This window comes from Mesorhizobium sp. P2_D6, assembly GCF_056404315.1.
Window position 1 is genome coordinate 330,896 of the sequence record NZ_JBFUEG010000005.1, and the last position, 16,988, is coordinate 347,883.

Below are 16,988 nucleotides of genomic sequence, written 5' to 3' on the forward strand. Positions count from 1 at the left end.
TCACTCCGACAGCGTCTTCAAGAATGCCACCAGCGCAGCGCGTTCACGGTCCGACAGCTGCAGCGGGTGCACCTCGGAGGTGCCCCCGACAGCAGCGGGTGCCGCCGAATAATGCGCCACCACCTCCTCCAGCGAGGAGAACTGGCCGGCATGCATATAGGGCGGCCGCGTCGCCGCGCCCCGCAGCGACGGCGTCTTGTAGGCGCGCATCAGTTCGGGCGCGTCCTTGACCATGAAGCGCAGTTCGCCGCAGGCGCCGGCGTCACCATCGCGGAACGCGCCGAAGCAGTTGAACGGATCAGCTTCAACCTGCGCCACTGCATCGAAGCGGCCGCGATCCAGCGGCAAGTCCTTCACCGGTGGCACGCCGGTGTTGTGGAAACTGTTGTCGGTGAAGCGCGGCCCGTTATGGCAGGTGACGCAATTGGCCTTGCCGATGAACAATTTCAGCCCGAGCATTTCCTCCGGCGAAAAGGCATCGTCGGCTTTCGGCTTGGCGCCGGACGCCAGGTCGATGGCGAAACGGTCGAAACGCGTCTGCGCCGGTTCGATCGACCGTTCGAAGGCGGCGATCGCCTTGCCGATATTGGAAAAGACGCGGTTGACATCGTCCATCTGGGCCGCAGTCATCGCCTTCCATGCCGCCTGCTCGGCCTCATTGCCCAGCGGACTGGCATTGGCCGGCACGGTGGAAAGGTCAGGCAGCGGCCCAAAGATCCGCTCGTAGCGCTCGCCGAACCGCTTCTGGATGTAATGCGCGAAGGCGGCGCGGTTTCCCGCCTGCTCGAGCGGATTTTCCAGCGGCGTCAGCGCCTGCGCCCACAGGCTGTCGCGCCGTCCGTCCCAGAAGAACCACGGATTGCGCGCCACGCCGGCCAGCGGCATGCTGCGCCGGTTGGTGCGGCCGACACCGACGGCCTGCGGCAGGTCGTCCTGGAACTGCCGATCGATCTTATGGCAGGTCGAGCAGGACACGTTGCCGTCACGACTCATGCCCTGGTCGAAGAACAGCGTGGACCCCAGGGCCGCGGCGGCCGGCACGTCAGCGAAGCGGTTGGTGGTGTCGGGCTTCAGCGCCGGCAAGGCGTTCAGCGCCAGCGAAGCGATGGTCTTCTTCTCGGCATCGGAAAAATCCGGCTTGCCGCAGCCGGCAACCAGCAGAACCGCCGCCACTGCCAGAAGACGCGACAGGCGGCTCATCTGGTCACAGCACCACGTTGAAGACGACCGTGTCGGAACCGGCGGCCGCTGAAATGGCAAAGCGCAATTGCCACACGCCGCTCATGGTGAATTTCAACCCCTCGATGCGGTAGCGCCCCTCGCCCAGATAATCGGTCGCCTGCGGACTGGTCGGCAGGCCGTGATTGTGCTGCGGCATGCCGCCGGAGACCGAGATCGCCGCACCTTCCACGGGATCGCCTTTGACCGTCTTCAAGGTGAGCAGCCAGGATTGCAGCTCGCCTTGTTTGATAACGCCCCGCTCCGGCTGGAAACTGGCGACAAACAAACCGTTCGCCGTCTTCTTCGAGCGCGAAACATCCGGGCCCGGCGCCGACTGCGGCGCGGTCAGATAGACGATCGCCAGTATGCCAGCCAGCAAGGCGGCCAGACCAAGGCCCGCAAGAAGATAACGCCATATCGATGCCAAACCGGTTCCTCTTCCAAACATAACGTCCCGGGAAGCAATTCGCGTCCCGCCGCTTCTGTGGGAAAACGCTTCTGGCGCAAAAATCCGTCGCCGCCAAGCATGGCGCTGCCGGCTGCAAAAAGCTACAGGACCGAAACCAAACCCCGAGGGAGAATTATGGCAGCAGACGGCATCGCTTCGATCGGTGAATGCATGCTCGAACTGTCCGGCCAGACCGGGCCCAACTGGCGCATGGGCTTTGCCGGCGACACGTTCAACACGCTATGGGCACTGCATGCGCTGAGCGGCGAGAGGCCCGCCACTTACGTCTCTGCCTTCGGCGACGATCCGTTCTCGCAGGGTCAGATTTCCTTTTTCGCAGAAAACGGCATCGGCATCGGCGCCAGCCCGGTCATCCCGGGTGCCCGGCCCGGCCTTTACGCCATCACCTTGACCGGCGCCGAACGCGCCTTCACCTATTGGCGCGGCGACGCGGCGGCCAGGCGGCTTGCGTCGGACCCGGTCGCCCTGGCAAAAAGCCTTGAAAACCAGGCGCTTGTGTATTTTTCCGGAATCACTTTGGCAATTCTCGACGCCGCCGGGCGCAAGACGTTGCTGGCAGCGGTGGCCAAGGCGCGCGCTGCCGGTTCGCTGGTTGCCTTCGACCCCAACTACCGGCCGCGCCTCTGGCAGAGTCGCGAAGAGGCGCAAGCTGCGATCTTCGATGCGCTTGCCGTCACCGATATCGCGCTGCCGACCTTCCCCGACGAGCAGATGCTGTTTGGCGACACCGCGCCGCAAGCGACCGCAGCGCGGTTTGGAAAACTGGTCGGCGAAGTCGTCGTCAAGAATGGCGAGGAGCCGGCATCGATCGCCACTGGCGGAACCCTGCAGCCGGTCCCGGCCCAGCATGTCGCCACCCCCGTCGACACCACCGGCGCCGGCGATTCCTTCAATGGCGGCTATCTCGCCGCCCGGCTTGCCGGCCATGCGCCGGCAGAGGCCGTGCAGCGTGCGCATCGCGTCGCCGCCGCTGTCGTGCAGGTGCGCGGTGCGCTGGCGCCGTTCGAAACGCTGAAAACCGCTTTCAACAGCTGAGGAAATCTCAGGGTAAGCGGAAACGATACTCCGTGACCTGATGATAGATTTGTCCCGGCCACAGCGTGGCCTGCGGGAAATAGGGCCGGTTCGGCGCGTCGGGCCAGGCCTGTGCTTCGAGGCAAAAGCCGGAAAACGCCTTGTAGCGCCGCCCGCCCAGGCCGCCCGAGGTCGGCGTGACATATTGGCCGGTGTAAAGCTGCAGGCCGGGCTCGGTGGTCCAGACCTCCATCTCGACGCCTGAATTGGCGCCTTGCGCCCACGCCACCTGGTGAAGCGGACCACGGCTGGACGCAAGGCAGAAATTGACGTCGTAGGGGAGCTGCTCGCCTTCCGTTTCCATGCGCAGCGGCCGCGCCTGGCGGAAGTCAAACGGGGTATCGTCGACAGGCTTGACCACGCCGGTCGGGATCATCTCGCCATCGACCGGCGTGTAGGCGCCGGCATTCAGCATCAGCCGGTGGTCGAGAATGTCACTGCTGCCGCCATCGTCGAGATTGAAGTACGAATGCTGCGCCAGATTGCAAAGCGTCGGCTCCTCGCAGGTGGCGGTCAGCTCCATGGAGAGCGTGCCGGGGATCTTCAGCCGGTAGGTGCAGGTGACGTCGAGCGCGCCGGGAAAGCCCATCGTGCCGTCGGGATCGTGCAGCGTCAGCGTGACAAAATCCCGGCCGTGCAGCGAAACCGTCCATGGCCGGTGAAAAAAGCCCCGCGAACCGCCATGCAGCGTGTGCTTGCCCAGGAAATTGCGTTCGGTCTGGTAGCGCTGGCCGGCGATGGTGAAGCGGCCGTCGCGGATGCGGTTGGCATAACGGCCGACGACCGCGCCGAAAAAGGCCCGGTCGGTCTCATAAGGTTCGAAGCGGTCATAGCCGAGCACCAGCGGCGCGTCATGGCCGGCAAGCCGCAGATCCTGGATAATCGCGCCGAGCCCGATGATGTTGGCGCTGATGCCGCCGCCCCGGATGGTGAACCGGCGGACGGGTTCGCCCGCCTGCGTCGTGCCGAAGACCTCGCCGTCCTTCATCGCTATGCCCAAATGCTAATTCGTTGATCTGTCGACTTAGAGCAATTCCAGGAAAAGTGTGAAACGGTTTTCCGTCCGGAATTGCGAAAAACGAAGAGATAGAGCGGTTCGGCGTTTCCGCTGAACCGCTCTAGGCCGGCTGGTCTGGCAAGGGCAGGCGCATGGCCTGCCCTGCCCCGTCAGCGATTTAGAGGCCGAGGCCGCCGATGCAGACATATTTGGTGTCGAGGTAATCCTCGATGCCCTGATGCCCGCCTTCCTTGCCGAGGCCCGATTCCTTGACGCCGCCGAACGGCGCTTCCGGCGTGGTGATCAGGCCTTCATTGACGCCGACCATGCCGTATTTCAGACCTTCCATGACCCGGAAGGCGCGGCCGAGATCGCCGGTGTAGAAATACGCGGCAAGGCCGAACTCGGTGTCATTGGCGAGCGCGATGGCCTCTTCCTCGGTCTCGAACTTGAACACCGGGGCGATCGGGCCAAAAATCTCTTCCTTCATGAAGCGCATGTCAGGCTTGGCATTGGCGATGACAGTCGGCTGGAAGAACGAGCCGCCAAGCGCGTGGCGCTTGCCGCCGGCAACAACCTTGCCGCCCTTGGACGTGGCGTCGGCGATGAATTCCTCGACCTTCTCGACCGCCTTCACGTCGATCAGCGGTCCCTGCTGCACACCCTCTTCGAGGCCCGAGCCAACCTTCAGGCCATTGCTGGCTGCGACCAGCTTCTCGACAAACTTGTCGTAGATGCCGGCCTGCACGAGGAAGCGGTTGGTGCAAACGCAGGTCTGGCCGGAATTGCGGTACTTGGCGGTGATCGCACCGGCAACGGCACGGTCGAGATCGGCATCGTCGAAGACCAGGAACGGCGCGTTGCCGCCGAGTTCCATCGACACTTTCTTGACGGTCACCGACGACTTCTGGATCAGAATCTTGCCAACCTCGGTCGAGCCGGTGAAGGTGATCTTCGATATCAGCGGGTTGGCGCAGATCTCATCGCCGATTTCGGCAGCCGAGCCGGTCAGAATGTTGACGACGCCCTTGGGGAAGCCGACTTCCTCGGCCAGCGCACCCCAGGCAAGACCCGAGTAAGGCGTCTGCGAGGCCGGCTTGACGACGGCGGTGCAGCCGGCGGCAAGTGCGGGGCCGAGCTTGCGGGCAAGCATCGAGGACGGGAAATTCCACGGCGTAATCGCGGCGATGACGCCGACCGGCTCCTTGATCACCAGGATGCGGCGATCGCCCCACGGCGACGGCACGACGTCGCCGTAAGTGCGGCGGCCTTCCTCGGCGAACCACATGATGTAGGCGGCGGCCGAGCCGATCTCGCCCTTGGATTCGGCCAGCGACTTGCCCTGCTCGATGGTGAGCAGTTCGGCCAGCACGTCCTGATTGTCCATCATCGCGTCATGCAGCTTGCGCAAGAGCTTCGAGCGTTCGAGCGCGGTGGTCTTGCGCCAGCTCTTGAAGGCTTCGGCGGCGGCTTCGATGGCGCGGCGGGTTTCCGCCTTGCCCGACTTCGGCACGGTGCCGATCTTGAGGCCGGTGGCCGGGTTGTTGACGTCGACCGTCTGGCCGGTGTCGGCCTGCACCCATTCGCCATTGATGAGATTGGCCTGGCGCATGAAATGGCTGGTTTTCTGAAGCATGGTCTAGCCTCCGTTCGGCGCACTGACGGGCCGGTTTCTGGATCTCTTCGATGAGCGTGCGCAAAGGCTGCGGAGCCGGCACGCTGAAGCCACTGCTCTTAACCTAGGGCAAGCCCCGCAAGCAATCGCAAGATGGCATATAGGGGTTGGGCCAGAGCAAGACGAGAGCCGCAACAGGCAAATTGCCGTGTGGCCTAACCGAAGACGTGAACCACCACCGTCAGCCAGAAGGTCGTCGTGAGAACGGCACAGGCGGTGGCGATGGTCATCTGGTTCGACGCTAGCGCCTGGCCGGTGTTGAACTGCACGGCGATCAGGTAGGAATTGACGCCGGATGGCATCGCGGCCACCATCACCGCCACCTTGGCCGTCAAGGGCGGCAGGCCGAGCAACCAGACGAAGACAAGCACCAGCGCCGGCATCAGGAACAGTTTCAGTGCCGAAAGCACCAACGCCGGCCTGACATTGCCCGAAATGCCGAAGCGGCGCAGGCTGAGCCCCATGGCGAACAGCGCCACCGGCCCTGCCGTAGCGGCCAGCGCATCGACCAGGCGCATGGCGACATCAGGCAGCGGTGCACCGGTGATGCGCCATGCGAGCCCCGCCAGAATCCCGATGATCAACGGATTCATGAACAGCCGCCTGAGGAAGCTACGCACAACGCGCAAAGGATGCACGGGTTCGCCGCTGCCGCGGCCGAACACTTCGAACAGCACGATCGAGGCCATCAGCATGGTCGGCAGATGCACGGAGACCAGCAGAGACAACACCTCGAAGCCATCCGCACCGAATATGCCGAGGATAAAGGGCACGCCGAGCAACACGACATTGGAAAACGCCGACGACACGCCGCCAACGACACCGGCACGAGAATCCCTGCCGAAGACACGGGTGGTGACCAGATGGCCGGCGGCCCAGGTGATGGCGACGGCCGCGAAGTAAGCGCCCCACAGCGGCCATGGCGCGACACCATGGAAGTCGGACCGCACCATCGTCTGGAACAGCAGCAGCGGCATCGCCACGTTGATGGCGAATTCGGAGATGCCCTCACCGCTCGCCGGCCTGAGATAGCCGGTCCACCCGGCGATATAGCCGAGCGCGACAAGGCTGAAGACGAAGAGGACGGTTTCGGTGAGCGGCGACATTTCCAGAGGGATAAGCGAGCCATGCTCGCGGCGCAATCGCGCCCGAATTTGATCATCGTCGGCTGGCAGGCTTATAGAGGGTTTGGATCACTGGGCGGACGACACGACAATGGCCTTTGTCGGCACCTCGAAAGGCAATCTTGTCCGGCGGCTGGCGGCTTTCGTCGCCGTGCTGCTTTGCCTTGCCGTATCGGTGGCTCAGGCCACTGAGACCAAAAGCCTCAAGGGCGTCGCGCTGATCATCGGCCAGTCGAAATACGACCATATCGCGGCCCTTGCCAATCCGGCCAATGACGCCCGTGACATGGCCAAGATGCTGACCGACCTCGGCTTCGATGCCCGCAACGTCACCGATCGCGATGCCGCCAAGCTGAAGCGCGACCTGGAGCGGTTTACCGAGGATGCCGAAGGCGCCGACGTCGCCTTCATCTACTATTCCGGCCATGACCCTGCAGGATTCGATTGCGGCGCGGCGGGCAGCGCTCGAAATACTCACCATCGAGGCAGCACCGGTTGACTGGGCCAATACTCAAAATGGCATCGGTATGAGCCTGCTCAATCTCGGCAATCTCCAGCGGACCGACAACTATCTCAACGACGCCGAAGCGGCGTTCACTGCGACGCTGAAGGTGTTTACGCGCGAAAGTCAGCCGCTGCAGTGGGCCTTCGAGCAGAACAATCTTGGTGACGTCCACTGGAACCGCGCCAGCTATGGGGCGGGCAAGCCGGAATATCTCAAGGCGATCGAATTCTTCGAGAACGCCAAGCAGGGCTTTACTGAAGCCGGCTACACGATCCCCATCCCGCTCACCGACCAGAAGATCGATCTGGCGAAGAAGCAGATGGCGAAAAAAGTGAAGTTGCGGACGGAGCGTCTGCCTTTCGCTTGTCTTTGTGCCGGCTTTCCGATCCCTATATGCGAATAACCGGGGCCGACATCCGGCTCTCGGAAGGTATCAGATGATTCGATTTGTGCTGGCGCTATTTCTGCTTGTTGTCCCGGCCGCGGCCCATGCGACAGATGCCGGCTGGGCGCTTTTGCGTGACGGCGGCCATGTCGTGCTGCTTCGCCACGCGCTGGTCACCGGCACCACCGACCCCGCCAATTTCGACATCAACAACTGCGCCACGCAAGTCAATTTGTCGGCCCGCGGCAAGCAACAGGCGAGCAAGATCGGCGCCTTGTTCGGCGCCCGCGCCGCGCCCATCGAGCGCGTGCTGTCCAGCCGCTACTGCCGCTGCCTCGACACCGCCCGTATCGCCTTCGAAGCCGAGCCGGAGCTTTTTGCACCGCTCGATCTCCTGAAGAGCGATCCGACCGAGAAGGCCGCGCAGCTCGACGCGGTCATGAAGGAGATCCGTGCCTATTCCGGCTCCGACAATCTGGTCATGGTCACCCATCTCGAAAACATCGTCGCGCTGACCGGCGTCTCGCCGCGCGAAGGCGAAGCGGTGGTGGTCGAGCCGCAAGGTGACGGCCTGCGCGTGCTCGGCCGCGTCACTTTCTGACAAGGCCGCCATCCCGCGCACTGTTGCCGAAATACCACCGCCGAAAGAAGCCGCAAATTCGCCGCCAAATGCCGCTTGCGACAACCCGTCGCAGGGTCTATAGGCGCGCTCCCGGTCACGAAAACCGAAGCGAGCACAACGGTTGGAGCTTTCGTCTCCGCCCGTGCAGGCGGCTTTGCCGCCCTGTATACGGCGCCGTTTTGGGGATTGGGATCGCGGATGTAGCTCAGTCTGGGAGAGCGCCGGATTTGGATCCGGAGGTCGCAGGTTCGAATCCTGCTTCTGCACCACGGATAGCTCAGTTTGGGTAGAGCATCAGACTCATAATCTGACGGTCGAAGGTTCGAATCCTTCTCCAATGGCTGACAGGCCACCACCCTTTCACGGTGTTATCTGAAAACGGTCCGGGACCGGAATGCTGAAGACCTGACGAGCCGCCGAAGCCCACAGGCCAAGGCCGGTTCGAACGGTCTGACGCCATCGACTCGCGGCCAGGCCCGCGGTGATGGTCAAGGCGCAGTGTCGCCGGCAAGGGAGGCTTCGGTCTCCGGCGCCCGCTTCGCTGCCCCGCGATCCGCTCCCGAGGGCCCGCCACGGATTGATGCCACCGGTCCCCGGATCATTCGTGCCGGGAACGACGAAGTGAAACGAGAAACGAAAGGGAAGATCGACGCATGACGTGACGCCTCGCATGGGGCCATGCCCGACAGGAGTAAGACAATGACGACTATTCTCGACAAGGTTCTTGGACGCGAGCGCGTCCTCGTGAAGGAAAACGAACGTGCCCTCACCCTCTACAAGGGGGAGATCAAGGCTGTCCTGCTGCCGGGCGAGCATTCGCTCGTCAACCGGCGCGGCAACCTTGAAGTGTCCCGGCACGATCTGAAGAACCCGGAATTCGTTTCGGCGTACGAGAAGGCGTTGTTCGACAAGCTCCCGGATGTGGCCGCGCGTCATTTGACCGTGGTTCGCACCGGACGCACGGAGGTCGCCGTCATCGAGCGTGACGGCAATCTGCATGCTGCGTTGGCGCCGGACCGCAAGCTGGTGCTGTGGACGGATGCCGGCCCGTGGAAGGTAACGCTGGTCGACACCGCAGTCGATCTTGCCATCGATCCGGAGCTGATGCGCCGGCTCGGCCAAAGCAGGAAGACGGAATTGATGTCCGTCCATCCGGTCGTCGATGGCCAGGCCGGACTGCTGTTCGTCGACGGTGTGCTGGTGCGCACGTTGTCGGCGGGCGTGCATGCGTTCTGGAATGTCGGACGCATGGTGCAGGTGAAGGTCGTCGACCTCAAGCGCCAGTCGCTCGATGTCGCCGGGCAGGAAGTGCTGACCAAGGATCGGGTAACGATCCGGGTCAACATCGCCGCCGAATACCAGGTCGTCGACCCGGTCAAGGCGGTGAGCATGGTGAAGGACTTCTCCGAAGCCCTCTACCGCGCCCTGCAGTACGCCTTCCGCAAGACGCTTGGCGCGCTGACGCTCGACCAGATCCTCGAAAAGAAGGTGACGGTCGACGAGGAGGCGGCGGCCAAGGTCCGAGCCGACATGGCCGCGATCGGCGTCGAGGTCAGCGATATCTCGCTCAAGGATGTGATCCTGCCGGGCGAGATGCGCGAAATCCTCAACCAGGTGGTTTCGGCCGAAAAGCAGGCCGAGGCCAACGTCATCCGCCGCCGCGAAGAGACGAACGCCACGCGTTCGCTCCTCAACACAGCCAGGGTGATGGCCGAGAACCCGGTGATGCTGCGGTTGAAGGAGCTTGAGGCTCTGGAAACCATCGCCGGCAAGGTCGAGCGGCTGACCGTCCACAACGGAACGGGCGGACTGCTCAACGACATCGTCAAGCTGCGCGAGAGCTGAGCTGATGTTACGTCAAATGGAAGGGCCGCCGGGTCAGCCGGCGGCCCTTCTTGCGCTTCTTGAGACCCCTCCCCATCTGCGCCCGGCGCATCAGGCCTTTTCCTGCCGGGAAAAACCGATTAGACAGCGCCCAAACCAGATGCGGACAGATTCCGCCCGCAACCGAAGGAAGAGCCCTTGTCCACCACGTTCGACAAAGTCGCCAAGATCATTGCCGACACCAGCGAGATCGATATCGACACCATCACCCCCGAGAGCCACACGATCGACGATCTCGGCATCGACAGCCTCGATTTCCTCGACATCGTCTTTGCCATCGACAAGGAATTCGGCATCAAGGTGCCGCTGGAAAAGTGGACCCAGGAAGTCAATGACGGCAAGGCCTCGACCGACGATTACTTCGTCATGAAGAACCTGTGCGCCAAGATCGACGCGCTGGTCGCCGCCAAGAACGCCTGATATCGGGCAAGCGCGCGGCCTTGACGGGCTGCGCCGCCTGACCCACAAAGCCGCTCATGAGCAGCCCCCGCGACGTCGTCATCACTGGCATTGGCCTTGTCTCCTCGCTTGGAGAGGGTCCGGACGCACACTGGCAGAAGCTGGCGCAGCCTGGCCTGCAGCCGGTGCTCGAAGCCGCACGCTTTGCGCCCTATACCGTCCATCCGCTGCCCGAGATCGACTGGAACCTGCAGATCGCCAAGCGTGGTGACCAGCGGCAGATGGAAACCTGGCAGCGGCTCGGCACCTATGCCGCCGGCCTGGCGCTGGACGATGCCGGCATCAAGGGCAATGACGAGCTTTGCACGACCATGGACATGGTTGTCGCCGCCGGCGGCGGCGAGCGCGACGAGGCGGTCGATGCCGCCATCCTCGCCGCTTCCGAAAGCCGCAACGACCGCGACGTGCTGCTGAACGAGAAGCTGACCACCGAATTGCGGCCGACCTTGTTCCTGGCCCAGCTTTCCAATTTGCTCGCCGGCAACATCTCCATCGTCCACAAGGTGACCGGATCGTCGAGGACCTTCATGGGCGAGGAAGGGGCCGGTGTCGCCGCCGTCGAGACGGCCGCCGCGCGGATCCGCTCGGGACAGTCGACGCATATTCTGGTTGGCGGCGCCTTCCAGACCGAACATTCCGACATGCTGCTCGGCTATGAACTGGCCGGCTACCTGCACCGTGGCCCATGGAAGCCGGTCTGGCAAAGACAGGGTGCCGAGGGTGGCGGCCTAGTCTCCGGCTCCGGCGGCGCCTTCCTGGTGCTGGAACAGCGCGAACACGCGACAAGCCGTGGCCGCAAGATCTATGCCGAGCTCGGACCGGTCGTCTCCGGCCGCGCCCGGCGCTCGCGCGGCGAACTCGACGCCGAGATCGCGACCTTGCTCAAACAGGCAGCACTCCCCAACGGCAAGCTGCTTGCCATATCCGGCGCTTCCGGCGCGCATACGGCAACATCAGCCGAGAAGGCAGCGCTCGATGCCAATCCGGCGATATCGGCGCGCGGTTTCGCGACGCTGACCGGGCATATGAAGGAAGCGCAGTTTCCGTTCGCTGTGGCGCTCGCCGCACTGGCTGTCGACCGCAAGGCCGCCTACCCCGTTTTCGACGCCGCGACCGAGAAGCCGTTCGAAGGCATTCCGCAAACCGTGCTTGCAACGGCGATCGGCTATCACCAATTCGAGGGCATGGCGCTGGTCAACACTGCTTGAAGCAGTGCTGCGCGATCATGCTGCAAAGTTAAGAGGTTCCGGATGGCCAATCTCAGAGATCACATGGGCCGGCCGATCGTCGCCGTCACCGGCATCGGCGTGGTGACCTCGCTCGGCGTCGGCAAGGCAGACAATTGGGCGGCGCTGACCTCCGGCAAATCGGGCATCCACCCGATTACTCGCTTTCCCGTCGACCATCTCAACACCCGCATCTCCGGCATGGTCGATTTCCTGGATTCTAGCTCTAAGGGCGCCAGCCTCCTGACTTACGAGCTGGCCGAAACCGCAGCAAATGAGGCCGTGGCCGAATCCGGCCTCGATTCCTCTGATTTCGGCGGGCCGCTCTTCCTCGCCTCGCCGCCGGTCGAGCTCGACTGGCATGATCGCTTCTCGCTCTACAATTCCGACAACAAGGACGCCGGCGCCGAGAGGCTGCTCAGGGTGGCGCGCGGCCTGAAGGAATTGGACATATTCGAAACAACACAGTTCGGCTCCATCGCCGACCGGCTGGCCGACCGGTTTGGCACGCGCGGCCTGCCAATCACGCTGTCGACGGCCTGCGCATCGGGCGCTACCGCCATCCAGCTCGGCGTCGAGGCAATCCGCCGCGGCGAATGCGCCCGGGCGCTGTCGATCGGCGCCGACGGCTCTGCAACCGCCGAGGCGCTGATCCGTTTCTCGCTGCTGTCGGCGCTGTCGACCCACAACGACATCCCGGAAAAGGCCTCAAAACCCTTCTCCAAGGACCGCGACGGCTTTGTCCTGGCCGAAGGCTCCGGCGCGCTGGTGCTGGAATCGCTTGAGGCTGCCATTGCCCGTGGCGCCAGCGTTCTCGGCATCCTGCGCGGCTGCGGCGAAAAGGCCGACGATTTCCACCGCACCCGCTCCAAGCCCGACGGTTCGCCGGCAATCGCCGCCGTGCGTGCCGCGCTTGCCGATGCCGGCTTGAGCGAGGACGAGATCGACTATGTCAACGCCCACGGCACGTCGACGCCGGAAAACGACAAGATGGAGCACCTGTCCCTGTCGACCGTCTTCGGCGAGCGCATCGGCTCGATGCCGATCTCGTCCAACAAGTCGATGATTGGCCATACGCTTTCGGCCGCCGGTGCCGTCGAAGCGGCATTTTCGCTGATGACCATGCGCGAAAGCGTCATTCCGCCGACCATCAACTACGACAATCCCGACCCGGCAATCGTGCTCGACGTGGTGCCGAACAAGAAGCGCAACGCCGAGGTTCGCAGCGTTCTGTCAAACTCCTTTGGCTTTGGCGGCCAGAACACCTGCCTTGTCATGGCGCGGGAACCGGTCTAAGCGAGCCGTTCCGCTCGAACAGAACCGACAGGCCCTATGCGCGCACTGCAACTTATCGAGGACCGCCGTCTTGAAACGGTGGACCTGCCGCCCCCGCCGCCGCCCGCACTGGGTGAGGTCACGCTGCGCATCAAGGCGGTGGCGCTGAACCACATCGACGTCTGGGGCTGGCGCGGCATGGCCTTTGCCAAGCGCAAGCTGCCGCTGGTCGTCGGCGCCGAAGCCTCCGGCGAAGTCGAGGCCGTCGGTCCCGGCGTTTCCAGCCTGCTGCCCGGGCAATTGGTGTCGATCTATGGCGCCCGCACCTGCGGCCTCTGCCGTGCCTGTCGCGAAGGCCGCGACAATCTCTGCGAACATGTATCGGGCGTGCACGGCTTCCATCTCGACGGTTTTGCCCAGGAGAAGATCAACCTGCCGGCGCGCCTGCTGGTCCCTGCCCCGCCCGGCGTGACCGATGTCGGCGCCGCCGTCGCGCCCGTCACCTTCGGCACGGTCGAGCACATGCTGTTCGACAATGCGAAGCTGCAACCCGGCGAAACCATCCTGATCCATGCCGGCGGCTCCGGCATCGGCTCGGCGGCGATCCAGCTGGCCAAGCGCATGGGTTGCACCATCATCACCACGGTCGGCTCGAACGACAAGATCGACAAGGCCAAGGCGCTCGGCGCCGACCATGTCATCAACTACCGTGACGACCGTTTCGAAGGCGTCGTGCGCAAGCTGACCAAGAAGAAAGGCGTCGACGTCGTCTTCGAACATGTCGGCGCCGACACCTTTGCCGCCTCGATGCTGTGCCTCAAGCGCGGCGGCCGCCTGGTCACCTGCGGTTCGACCTCGGGCGTGTCGACGCAGATCAACCTGATGCAGCTCTTCCAGCAGCAGCTGAAGCTGCTCGGCTCTTTCGGCTGCCGCATGGAGAATATGGCCAACGCCATGCAGAAGATGGCGGCGGGTCAGGTCGCCCCGGTCATCGACACCGAAGTCGACTTCGACGGTATCGACGCCGCGCTGAAGCGCATGGAAGGCCGCGACGTGTTCGGCAAGATCATCCTGCGCGTTTCCTAGGACAATGGTCGGCAAGGTGTTCAAGAAAGCCCGTCGGGACTTCATGTTCCGCTATGGCCGAAGACTGCGCCAGATGGAGCACTGGCTGGTGGCGCGTGCGGCGATGACGATCATCTCGCTGCTGCGTCTGCTGCCGGCCGACAGCGCGCTCAATTTCGCCGACCGCGCCGCCCGCCGCATCGGCCCGCGGGTGGGACGCCACCGCGTCGCTGTCAACAATCTGCGTCTCGCCTACCCCGACAAGGGCGACGCCGAGATCGAGGCTATCGCTTCCGACATGTGGGGCAACATGGCCCGCCTCGCCACTGAATACATCTTCCTCGATGCGCTGTTCGACTATGACCCGAACGCGACGACGCCCGGGCGCGTCGAAGTCGGTGGCGCCGATCACTTCAAGCACATCGCCACCGAGCAGAAGCCGCACATCCTGTTCACCGGCCATCTCGGCAATTTCGAGCTTTTGCCGGTGGCGGCCGCGACCTTCGGCATGCAGATCACGGCGCTGTTTCGCCCGCCCAACAACCCGTACCTCGCCGACTACATCCACTCGACCCGCCGTTCGAGCATGGGCGCTCTGTTGCCCTCCTCCACTGGCGCCTCCTTCGCGCTGGCGTCCATTCTCGAGAATGGCGGCAATATCGGCGTCCTGGTCGACCAGAAATTCTCGAGCGGGCTGGAGACGACCTTCTTCGGCCGCCCGTGCCAGAGCAATCCGGTTCTGGGCATGCTCGCCCGCCACTATGATTGCGATGTCTATCCGGCCCGCTGCGTAAGGCTGCCGCGCAACCGCTTCCGCCTCGAGATCGAAGACAAGCTCACCCTACCGCGCAATGAGAGCGGCAGTGTCGACGTACCGGCCACCACCCAACTGCTCGCCGACGTCGTCGAGCGCTGGGTTCGCGAGGACCCGGGACAGTGGATGTGGTTCCACAAGAGGTGGGAAATCTCAGGCCGGCGTCGCCGCCGGCGTGGACAGTCCAAGGACGCTGCCGGCCAGCGGCAGCGTCAATCTTAGGTCGTCAGTTCGTCACCACGATCCGGGTGTTGCCGAAGCCGACTTCCCGCACCATCGAATAGAAGGCCGCGGCATTGGCCGTGTGCAGCCGCACGCAGCCATGCGAGGCCGGACGCCCGAGCTGCCTTACCGCATTGGTGCCGTGGATGGCGTAGCCGCCATGGAAGAACACCGAATAAGGCATTGGCGACATGTGGTATTTCTTCGAATACCACATCCGCGCCGTCCGCTGCGGCCGATAGGTGCCCCGCGGCGTGAAATAGCCGCTGCGTGCGGTGGAGACGTTCCACCGGTAAAGCACCTGGCCATATTGGCTGACGGTCATGGTCTGCGATGAGACGTCGATGCTGGCCACCAGCGAAGCAGCCCGGCTTTCGATGGACGTGCCGAACAGCATCGCAGCAAAAGCTGCCGCCATGAGAACGATTTTAGTCATGAGATCAAACCCCTTTGATGCCCCTTGCCTGCTCTGTCATCACGCGGTTTTTCATCTTTTTAACGACAGGTGAGTGATCTAACACACACTCCTTGATAAAATCGCCAATCTAAAGCAGCGAATTTGAACGATTTTCCCGCCATAGTTGCCGCTGCAAAACGTAGTTTCGGCGCTAGCGGCGTGACACTTGCAAAAACCACCCGTTCGTTGCTCAACTCCGCTGATGAACGAACGACTCTTCAAAGCGATCGACGACCGTTCGGATGAACTGGTCCGGCTTACCGCCGACCTGATCCGCTTCCCGACCATCAACCCGCCGGGTGAAGCCTATCGCCCCTGCGCGGAATATATTGCTGCCCGGCTAAGCAAGCGCGGCTTCGAAACCGAATTTATCCGCGCCGAGGGCACGCCCGGCGATACCGACCGCTATCCGCGCGTCAATGTCGTCGCCCGCTTCGACGGCCGCTCGCCCGGCGCCTGCGTCCATTTCAATTCGCATATCGATGTCGTCGAAGCCGGCGAAGGCTGGAGTGTCGATCCCTTTGCCGGCGTGGTGAAGGACGGCAAGGTCTACGGGCGCGGTGCCTGCGACATGAAGGGCGGCCTCGCCGCCTCGATCATCGCGGCCGAAGCGTTCATGGAGGTTTTCCCCGATTTTCCCGGCGCCATCGAAATCTCGGGCACCGTCGACGAGGAGTCCGGCGGTTTCGGCGGCGTCGCCCATCTGGCAAAGCTCGGCTATTTCTCGAAACCGAAGGTCGACCACGTCATCATCCCGGAGCCGCTGAACAAGGACCGCATCTGCCTTGGCCATCGCGGTGTCTGGTGGGCAGAGATCGAGACCAAGGGCGAGATCGCGCATGGCTCGATGCCGTTCCTCGGCGACAATGCGGTGCGCCACATGGGCGCCGTGCTGCAGGCCTTCGAGGACGAGCTGTTTCCGGCGCTCGACCGCAAGGTGACGCGCATGCCTGTCGTCCCTGAAGGGGCAAAGCGCTCGACCATGAACATCAATTCGATCCATGGCGGCCAGACCGAGGATTTCCGCCCGGGCCTGCCCTCGCCCAACGTGCCCGATGCTTGCCGGCTGACCATCGACCGCCGCTTCCTGCTCGAGGAGGACCTTGCCACGGTCAAAAGCGAAGTGACCGATATCCTCGACCGGCTTAAGCGCGAGCGCAAAAAGTTCGACTACGAAATCCGCGACCTGATGGAGGTTCTGCCGCTGATGACCGAGCGTGATGCGCCGGTGGTCAAGGCGGTGGCGCAAGGCATCATGGCGATCTTCGACCGCGAGCCGGATTATATTATTTCGCCAGGCACTTACGACCAGAAGCACATTGCCCGCATCGGCCACCTCTACGATTGCATCGCCTATGGTCCGGGCATTCTCGATCTCGCCCACCGGCCCGACGAATGGGTCGGTATCTCGGATATGGTGGAATCGGCCAAAGTGATGGCGATCGGGCTCAATGTGCTGCTCAGAGGAACGGCTACTGGCTGATCCGTCGACATCAGCCGAAAAAACATTCCTC

At 63.4% G+C, this 16,988-nt stretch carries 17 protein-coding genes and 2 tRNA genes; 13 read left to right on the top strand and 6 right to left on the bottom strand.

Annotated elements, in window-relative coordinates; all coding sequences use genetic code 11:
• Both AC1D1L_RS13680 and AC1D1L_RS13685 read right to left on the bottom strand, forming a co-directional pair.
• Nucleotides 1–1,200 carry a cytochrome-c peroxidase gene (locus AC1D1L_RS13680; protein ID WP_477341980.1) on the bottom strand — a complete coding sequence of 400 codons (1,200 nt, stop codon included), beginning with the start codon at nt 1,198–1,200 and terminating at the stop codon, nt 1–3.
• A 4-nt stretch (nt 1,201–1,204) separates the two neighbouring features.
• Nucleotides 1,205–1,648 carry a FixH family protein gene (locus AC1D1L_RS13685; RefSeq protein WP_477341982.1) on the bottom strand — a complete coding sequence of 148 codons (444 nt, stop codon included), beginning with the start codon at nt 1,646–1,648 and terminating at the stop codon, nt 1,205–1,207.
• Nucleotides 1,649–1,804: 156 nt separating this feature from the next.
• Here AC1D1L_RS13685 and AC1D1L_RS13690 point away from each other — a divergent pair, with 156 nt between their 5' ends.
• Complete coding sequence (locus AC1D1L_RS13690; RefSeq protein ID WP_477341984.1) at nt 1,805–2,725, top strand: sugar kinase; 921 nt, start codon at nt 1,805–1,807, stop codon at nt 2,723–2,725.
• Between the two features lie 7 nt (nt 2,726–2,732).
• On the opposite strand, the gene AC1D1L_RS13695 is transcribed toward AC1D1L_RS13690, so the two are convergent.
• From AC1D1L_RS13695 to AC1D1L_RS13705, 3 genes are all read right to left on the bottom strand, one after another.
• Complete coding sequence (locus tag AC1D1L_RS13695) at nt 2,733–3,758, bottom strand: aldose epimerase family protein (protein WP_192257688.1); 1,026 nt, start codon at nt 3,756–3,758, stop codon at nt 2,733–2,735.
• A 181-nt stretch (nt 3,759–3,939) separates the two neighbouring features.
• Nucleotides 3,940–5,397, bottom strand: a complete 1,458-nt coding sequence (locus tag AC1D1L_RS13700; protein ID WP_477341986.1) for an NAD-dependent succinate-semialdehyde dehydrogenase — start codon at nt 5,395–5,397, stop codon at nt 3,940–3,942.
• A 194-nt stretch (nt 5,398–5,591) separates the two neighbouring features.
• A complete protein-coding gene (locus AC1D1L_RS13705) occupies nt 5,592–6,542 on the bottom strand; it encodes an AEC family transporter (protein WP_112565340.1) in 951 nt (316 codons plus the stop codon).
• 109 nt (nt 6,543–6,651) lie between these two features.
• Here AC1D1L_RS13705 and AC1D1L_RS13710 point away from each other — a divergent pair, with 109 nt between their 5' ends.
• From AC1D1L_RS13710 to AC1D1L_RS13760, 11 genes are all read left to right on the top strand, one after another.
• Entirely contained in the window at nt 6,652–7,059 is a 408-nt protein-coding gene (locus tag AC1D1L_RS13710; RefSeq protein WP_477341988.1) for a caspase family protein, read from the top strand.
• Nucleotides 6,944–7,468, top strand: coding sequence for a hypothetical protein (locus AC1D1L_RS13715; protein WP_477341990.1), 525 nt, complete (start codon nt 6,944–6,946; stop codon nt 7,466–7,468). The genes AC1D1L_RS13710 and AC1D1L_RS13715 overlap by 116 nt, the downstream gene beginning before the upstream one ends.
• A 34-nt stretch (nt 7,469–7,502) precedes the next feature.
• A complete protein-coding gene (locus tag AC1D1L_RS13720) occupies nt 7,503–8,051 on the top strand; it encodes a histidine phosphatase family protein (RefSeq protein ID WP_477341992.1) in 549 nt (182 codons plus the stop codon).
• 215 nt (nt 8,052–8,266) lie between these two features.
• Nucleotides 8,267–8,341, top strand: a tRNA-OTHER gene (locus AC1D1L_RS13725).
• A 1-nt stretch (nt 8,342) separates the two neighbouring features.
• Nucleotides 8,343–8,409 (top strand) — tRNA-Met (locus AC1D1L_RS13730).
• Between the two features lie 362 nt (nt 8,410–8,771).
• The gene (locus AC1D1L_RS13735) at nt 8,772–9,917 is read left to right on the top strand and encodes a slipin family protein (RefSeq protein WP_477341994.1); all 1,146 of its coding nucleotides are present in this window, start codon (nt 8,772–8,774) and stop codon (nt 9,915–9,917) included.
• Nucleotides 9,918–10,094: 177 nt separating this feature from the next.
• Entirely contained in the window at nt 10,095–10,376 is a 282-nt protein-coding gene (locus AC1D1L_RS13740; protein ID WP_006335407.1) for an acyl carrier protein, read from the top strand.
• Nucleotides 10,377–10,432: 56 nt separating this feature from the next.
• Nucleotides 10,433–11,623: a beta-ketoacyl-ACP synthase gene (locus AC1D1L_RS13745; RefSeq protein WP_477341996.1), complete on the top strand. Its 1,191-nt coding sequence runs from the start codon at nt 10,433–10,435 to the stop codon at nt 11,621–11,623.
• A gap of 42 nt (nt 11,624–11,665) precedes the next feature.
• Nucleotides 11,666–12,937 (top strand): beta-ketoacyl-ACP synthase, encoded by a 1,272-nt coding sequence (locus AC1D1L_RS13750; protein ID WP_477341998.1) that lies wholly within the window; start codon nt 11,666–11,668, stop codon nt 12,935–12,937.
• Nucleotides 12,938–12,973: 36 nt separating this feature from the next.
• The gene (locus AC1D1L_RS13755) at nt 12,974–14,002 is read left to right on the top strand and encodes a zinc-binding dehydrogenase (RefSeq protein ID WP_477341999.1); all 1,029 of its coding nucleotides are present in this window, start codon (nt 12,974–12,976) and stop codon (nt 14,000–14,002) included.
• 4 nt (nt 14,003–14,006) lie between these two features.
• Nucleotides 14,007–15,017 carry a lipid A biosynthesis lauroyl acyltransferase gene (locus AC1D1L_RS13760; RefSeq protein ID WP_477342001.1) on the top strand — a complete coding sequence of 337 codons (1,011 nt, stop codon included), beginning with the start codon at nt 14,007–14,009 and terminating at the stop codon, nt 15,015–15,017.
• Between the two features lie 4 nt (nt 15,018–15,021).
• Here AC1D1L_RS13760 and AC1D1L_RS13765 read toward each other — a convergent pair whose 3' ends face one another.
• Nucleotides 15,022–15,453 (bottom strand): L,D-transpeptidase, encoded by a 432-nt coding sequence (locus AC1D1L_RS13765; protein WP_112565327.1) that lies wholly within the window; start codon nt 15,451–15,453, stop codon nt 15,022–15,024.
• A gap of 223 nt (nt 15,454–15,676) precedes the next feature.
• Here AC1D1L_RS13765 and AC1D1L_RS13770 point away from each other — a divergent pair, with 223 nt between their 5' ends.
• Nucleotides 15,677–16,957 carry an acetylornithine deacetylase/succinyl-diaminopimelate desuccinylase family protein gene (locus tag AC1D1L_RS13770; protein WP_477342003.1) on the top strand — a complete coding sequence of 427 codons (1,281 nt, stop codon included), beginning with the start codon at nt 15,677–15,679 and terminating at the stop codon, nt 16,955–16,957.
• Nucleotides 16,958–16,988: the final 31 nt, after the last annotated feature.

Bases quoted from the DNA above. Each gene is read 5' to 3' on its own strand.
- AC1D1L_RS13680 (WP_477341980.1), bottom strand. From the start codon at position 1,200: ATGAGCCGCCTGTCGCGTCTTCTGGCAGTGGCGGCGGTTCTGCTGGTT.
- AC1D1L_RS13690 (WP_477341984.1), top strand. From the start codon at position 1,805: ATGGCAGCAGACGGCATCGCTTCGATCGGTGAATGCATGCTCGAACTG.
- AC1D1L_RS13700 (WP_477341986.1), bottom strand. From the start codon at position 5,397: ATGCTTCAGAAAACCAGCCATTTCATGCGCCAGGCCAATCTCATCAAT.
- AC1D1L_RS13705 (WP_112565340.1), bottom strand. From the start codon at position 6,542: ATGTCGCCGCTCACCGAAACCGTCCTCTTCGTCTTCAGCCTTGTCGCG.
- AC1D1L_RS13710 (WP_477341988.1), top strand. From the start codon at position 6,652: ATGGCCTTTGTCGGCACCTCGAAAGGCAATCTTGTCCGGCGGCTGGCG.
- AC1D1L_RS13715 (WP_477341990.1), top strand. From the start codon at position 6,944: ATGCCGAAGGCGCCGACGTCGCCTTCATCTACTATTCCGGCCATGACC.
- AC1D1L_RS13720 (WP_477341992.1), top strand. From the start codon at position 7,503: ATGATTCGATTTGTGCTGGCGCTATTTCTGCTTGTTGTCCCGGCCGCG.
- AC1D1L_RS13735 (WP_477341994.1), top strand. From the start codon at position 8,772: ATGACGACTATTCTCGACAAGGTTCTTGGACGCGAGCGCGTCCTCGTG.
- AC1D1L_RS13745 (WP_477341996.1), top strand. From the start codon at position 10,433: ATGAGCAGCCCCCGCGACGTCGTCATCACTGGCATTGGCCTTGTCTCC.
- AC1D1L_RS13750 (WP_477341998.1), top strand. From the start codon at position 11,666: ATGGCCAATCTCAGAGATCACATGGGCCGGCCGATCGTCGCCGTCACC.
- AC1D1L_RS13755 (WP_477341999.1), top strand. From the start codon at position 12,974: ATGCGCGCACTGCAACTTATCGAGGACCGCCGTCTTGAAACGGTGGAC.
- AC1D1L_RS13760 (WP_477342001.1), top strand. From the start codon at position 14,007: ATGGTCGGCAAGGTGTTCAAGAAAGCCCGTCGGGACTTCATGTTCCGC.
- AC1D1L_RS13765 (WP_112565327.1), bottom strand. From the start codon at position 15,453: ATGACTAAAATCGTTCTCATGGCGGCAGCTTTTGCTGCGATGCTGTTC.
- AC1D1L_RS13770 (WP_477342003.1), top strand. From the start codon at position 15,677: ATGAACGAACGACTCTTCAAAGCGATCGACGACCGTTCGGATGAACTG.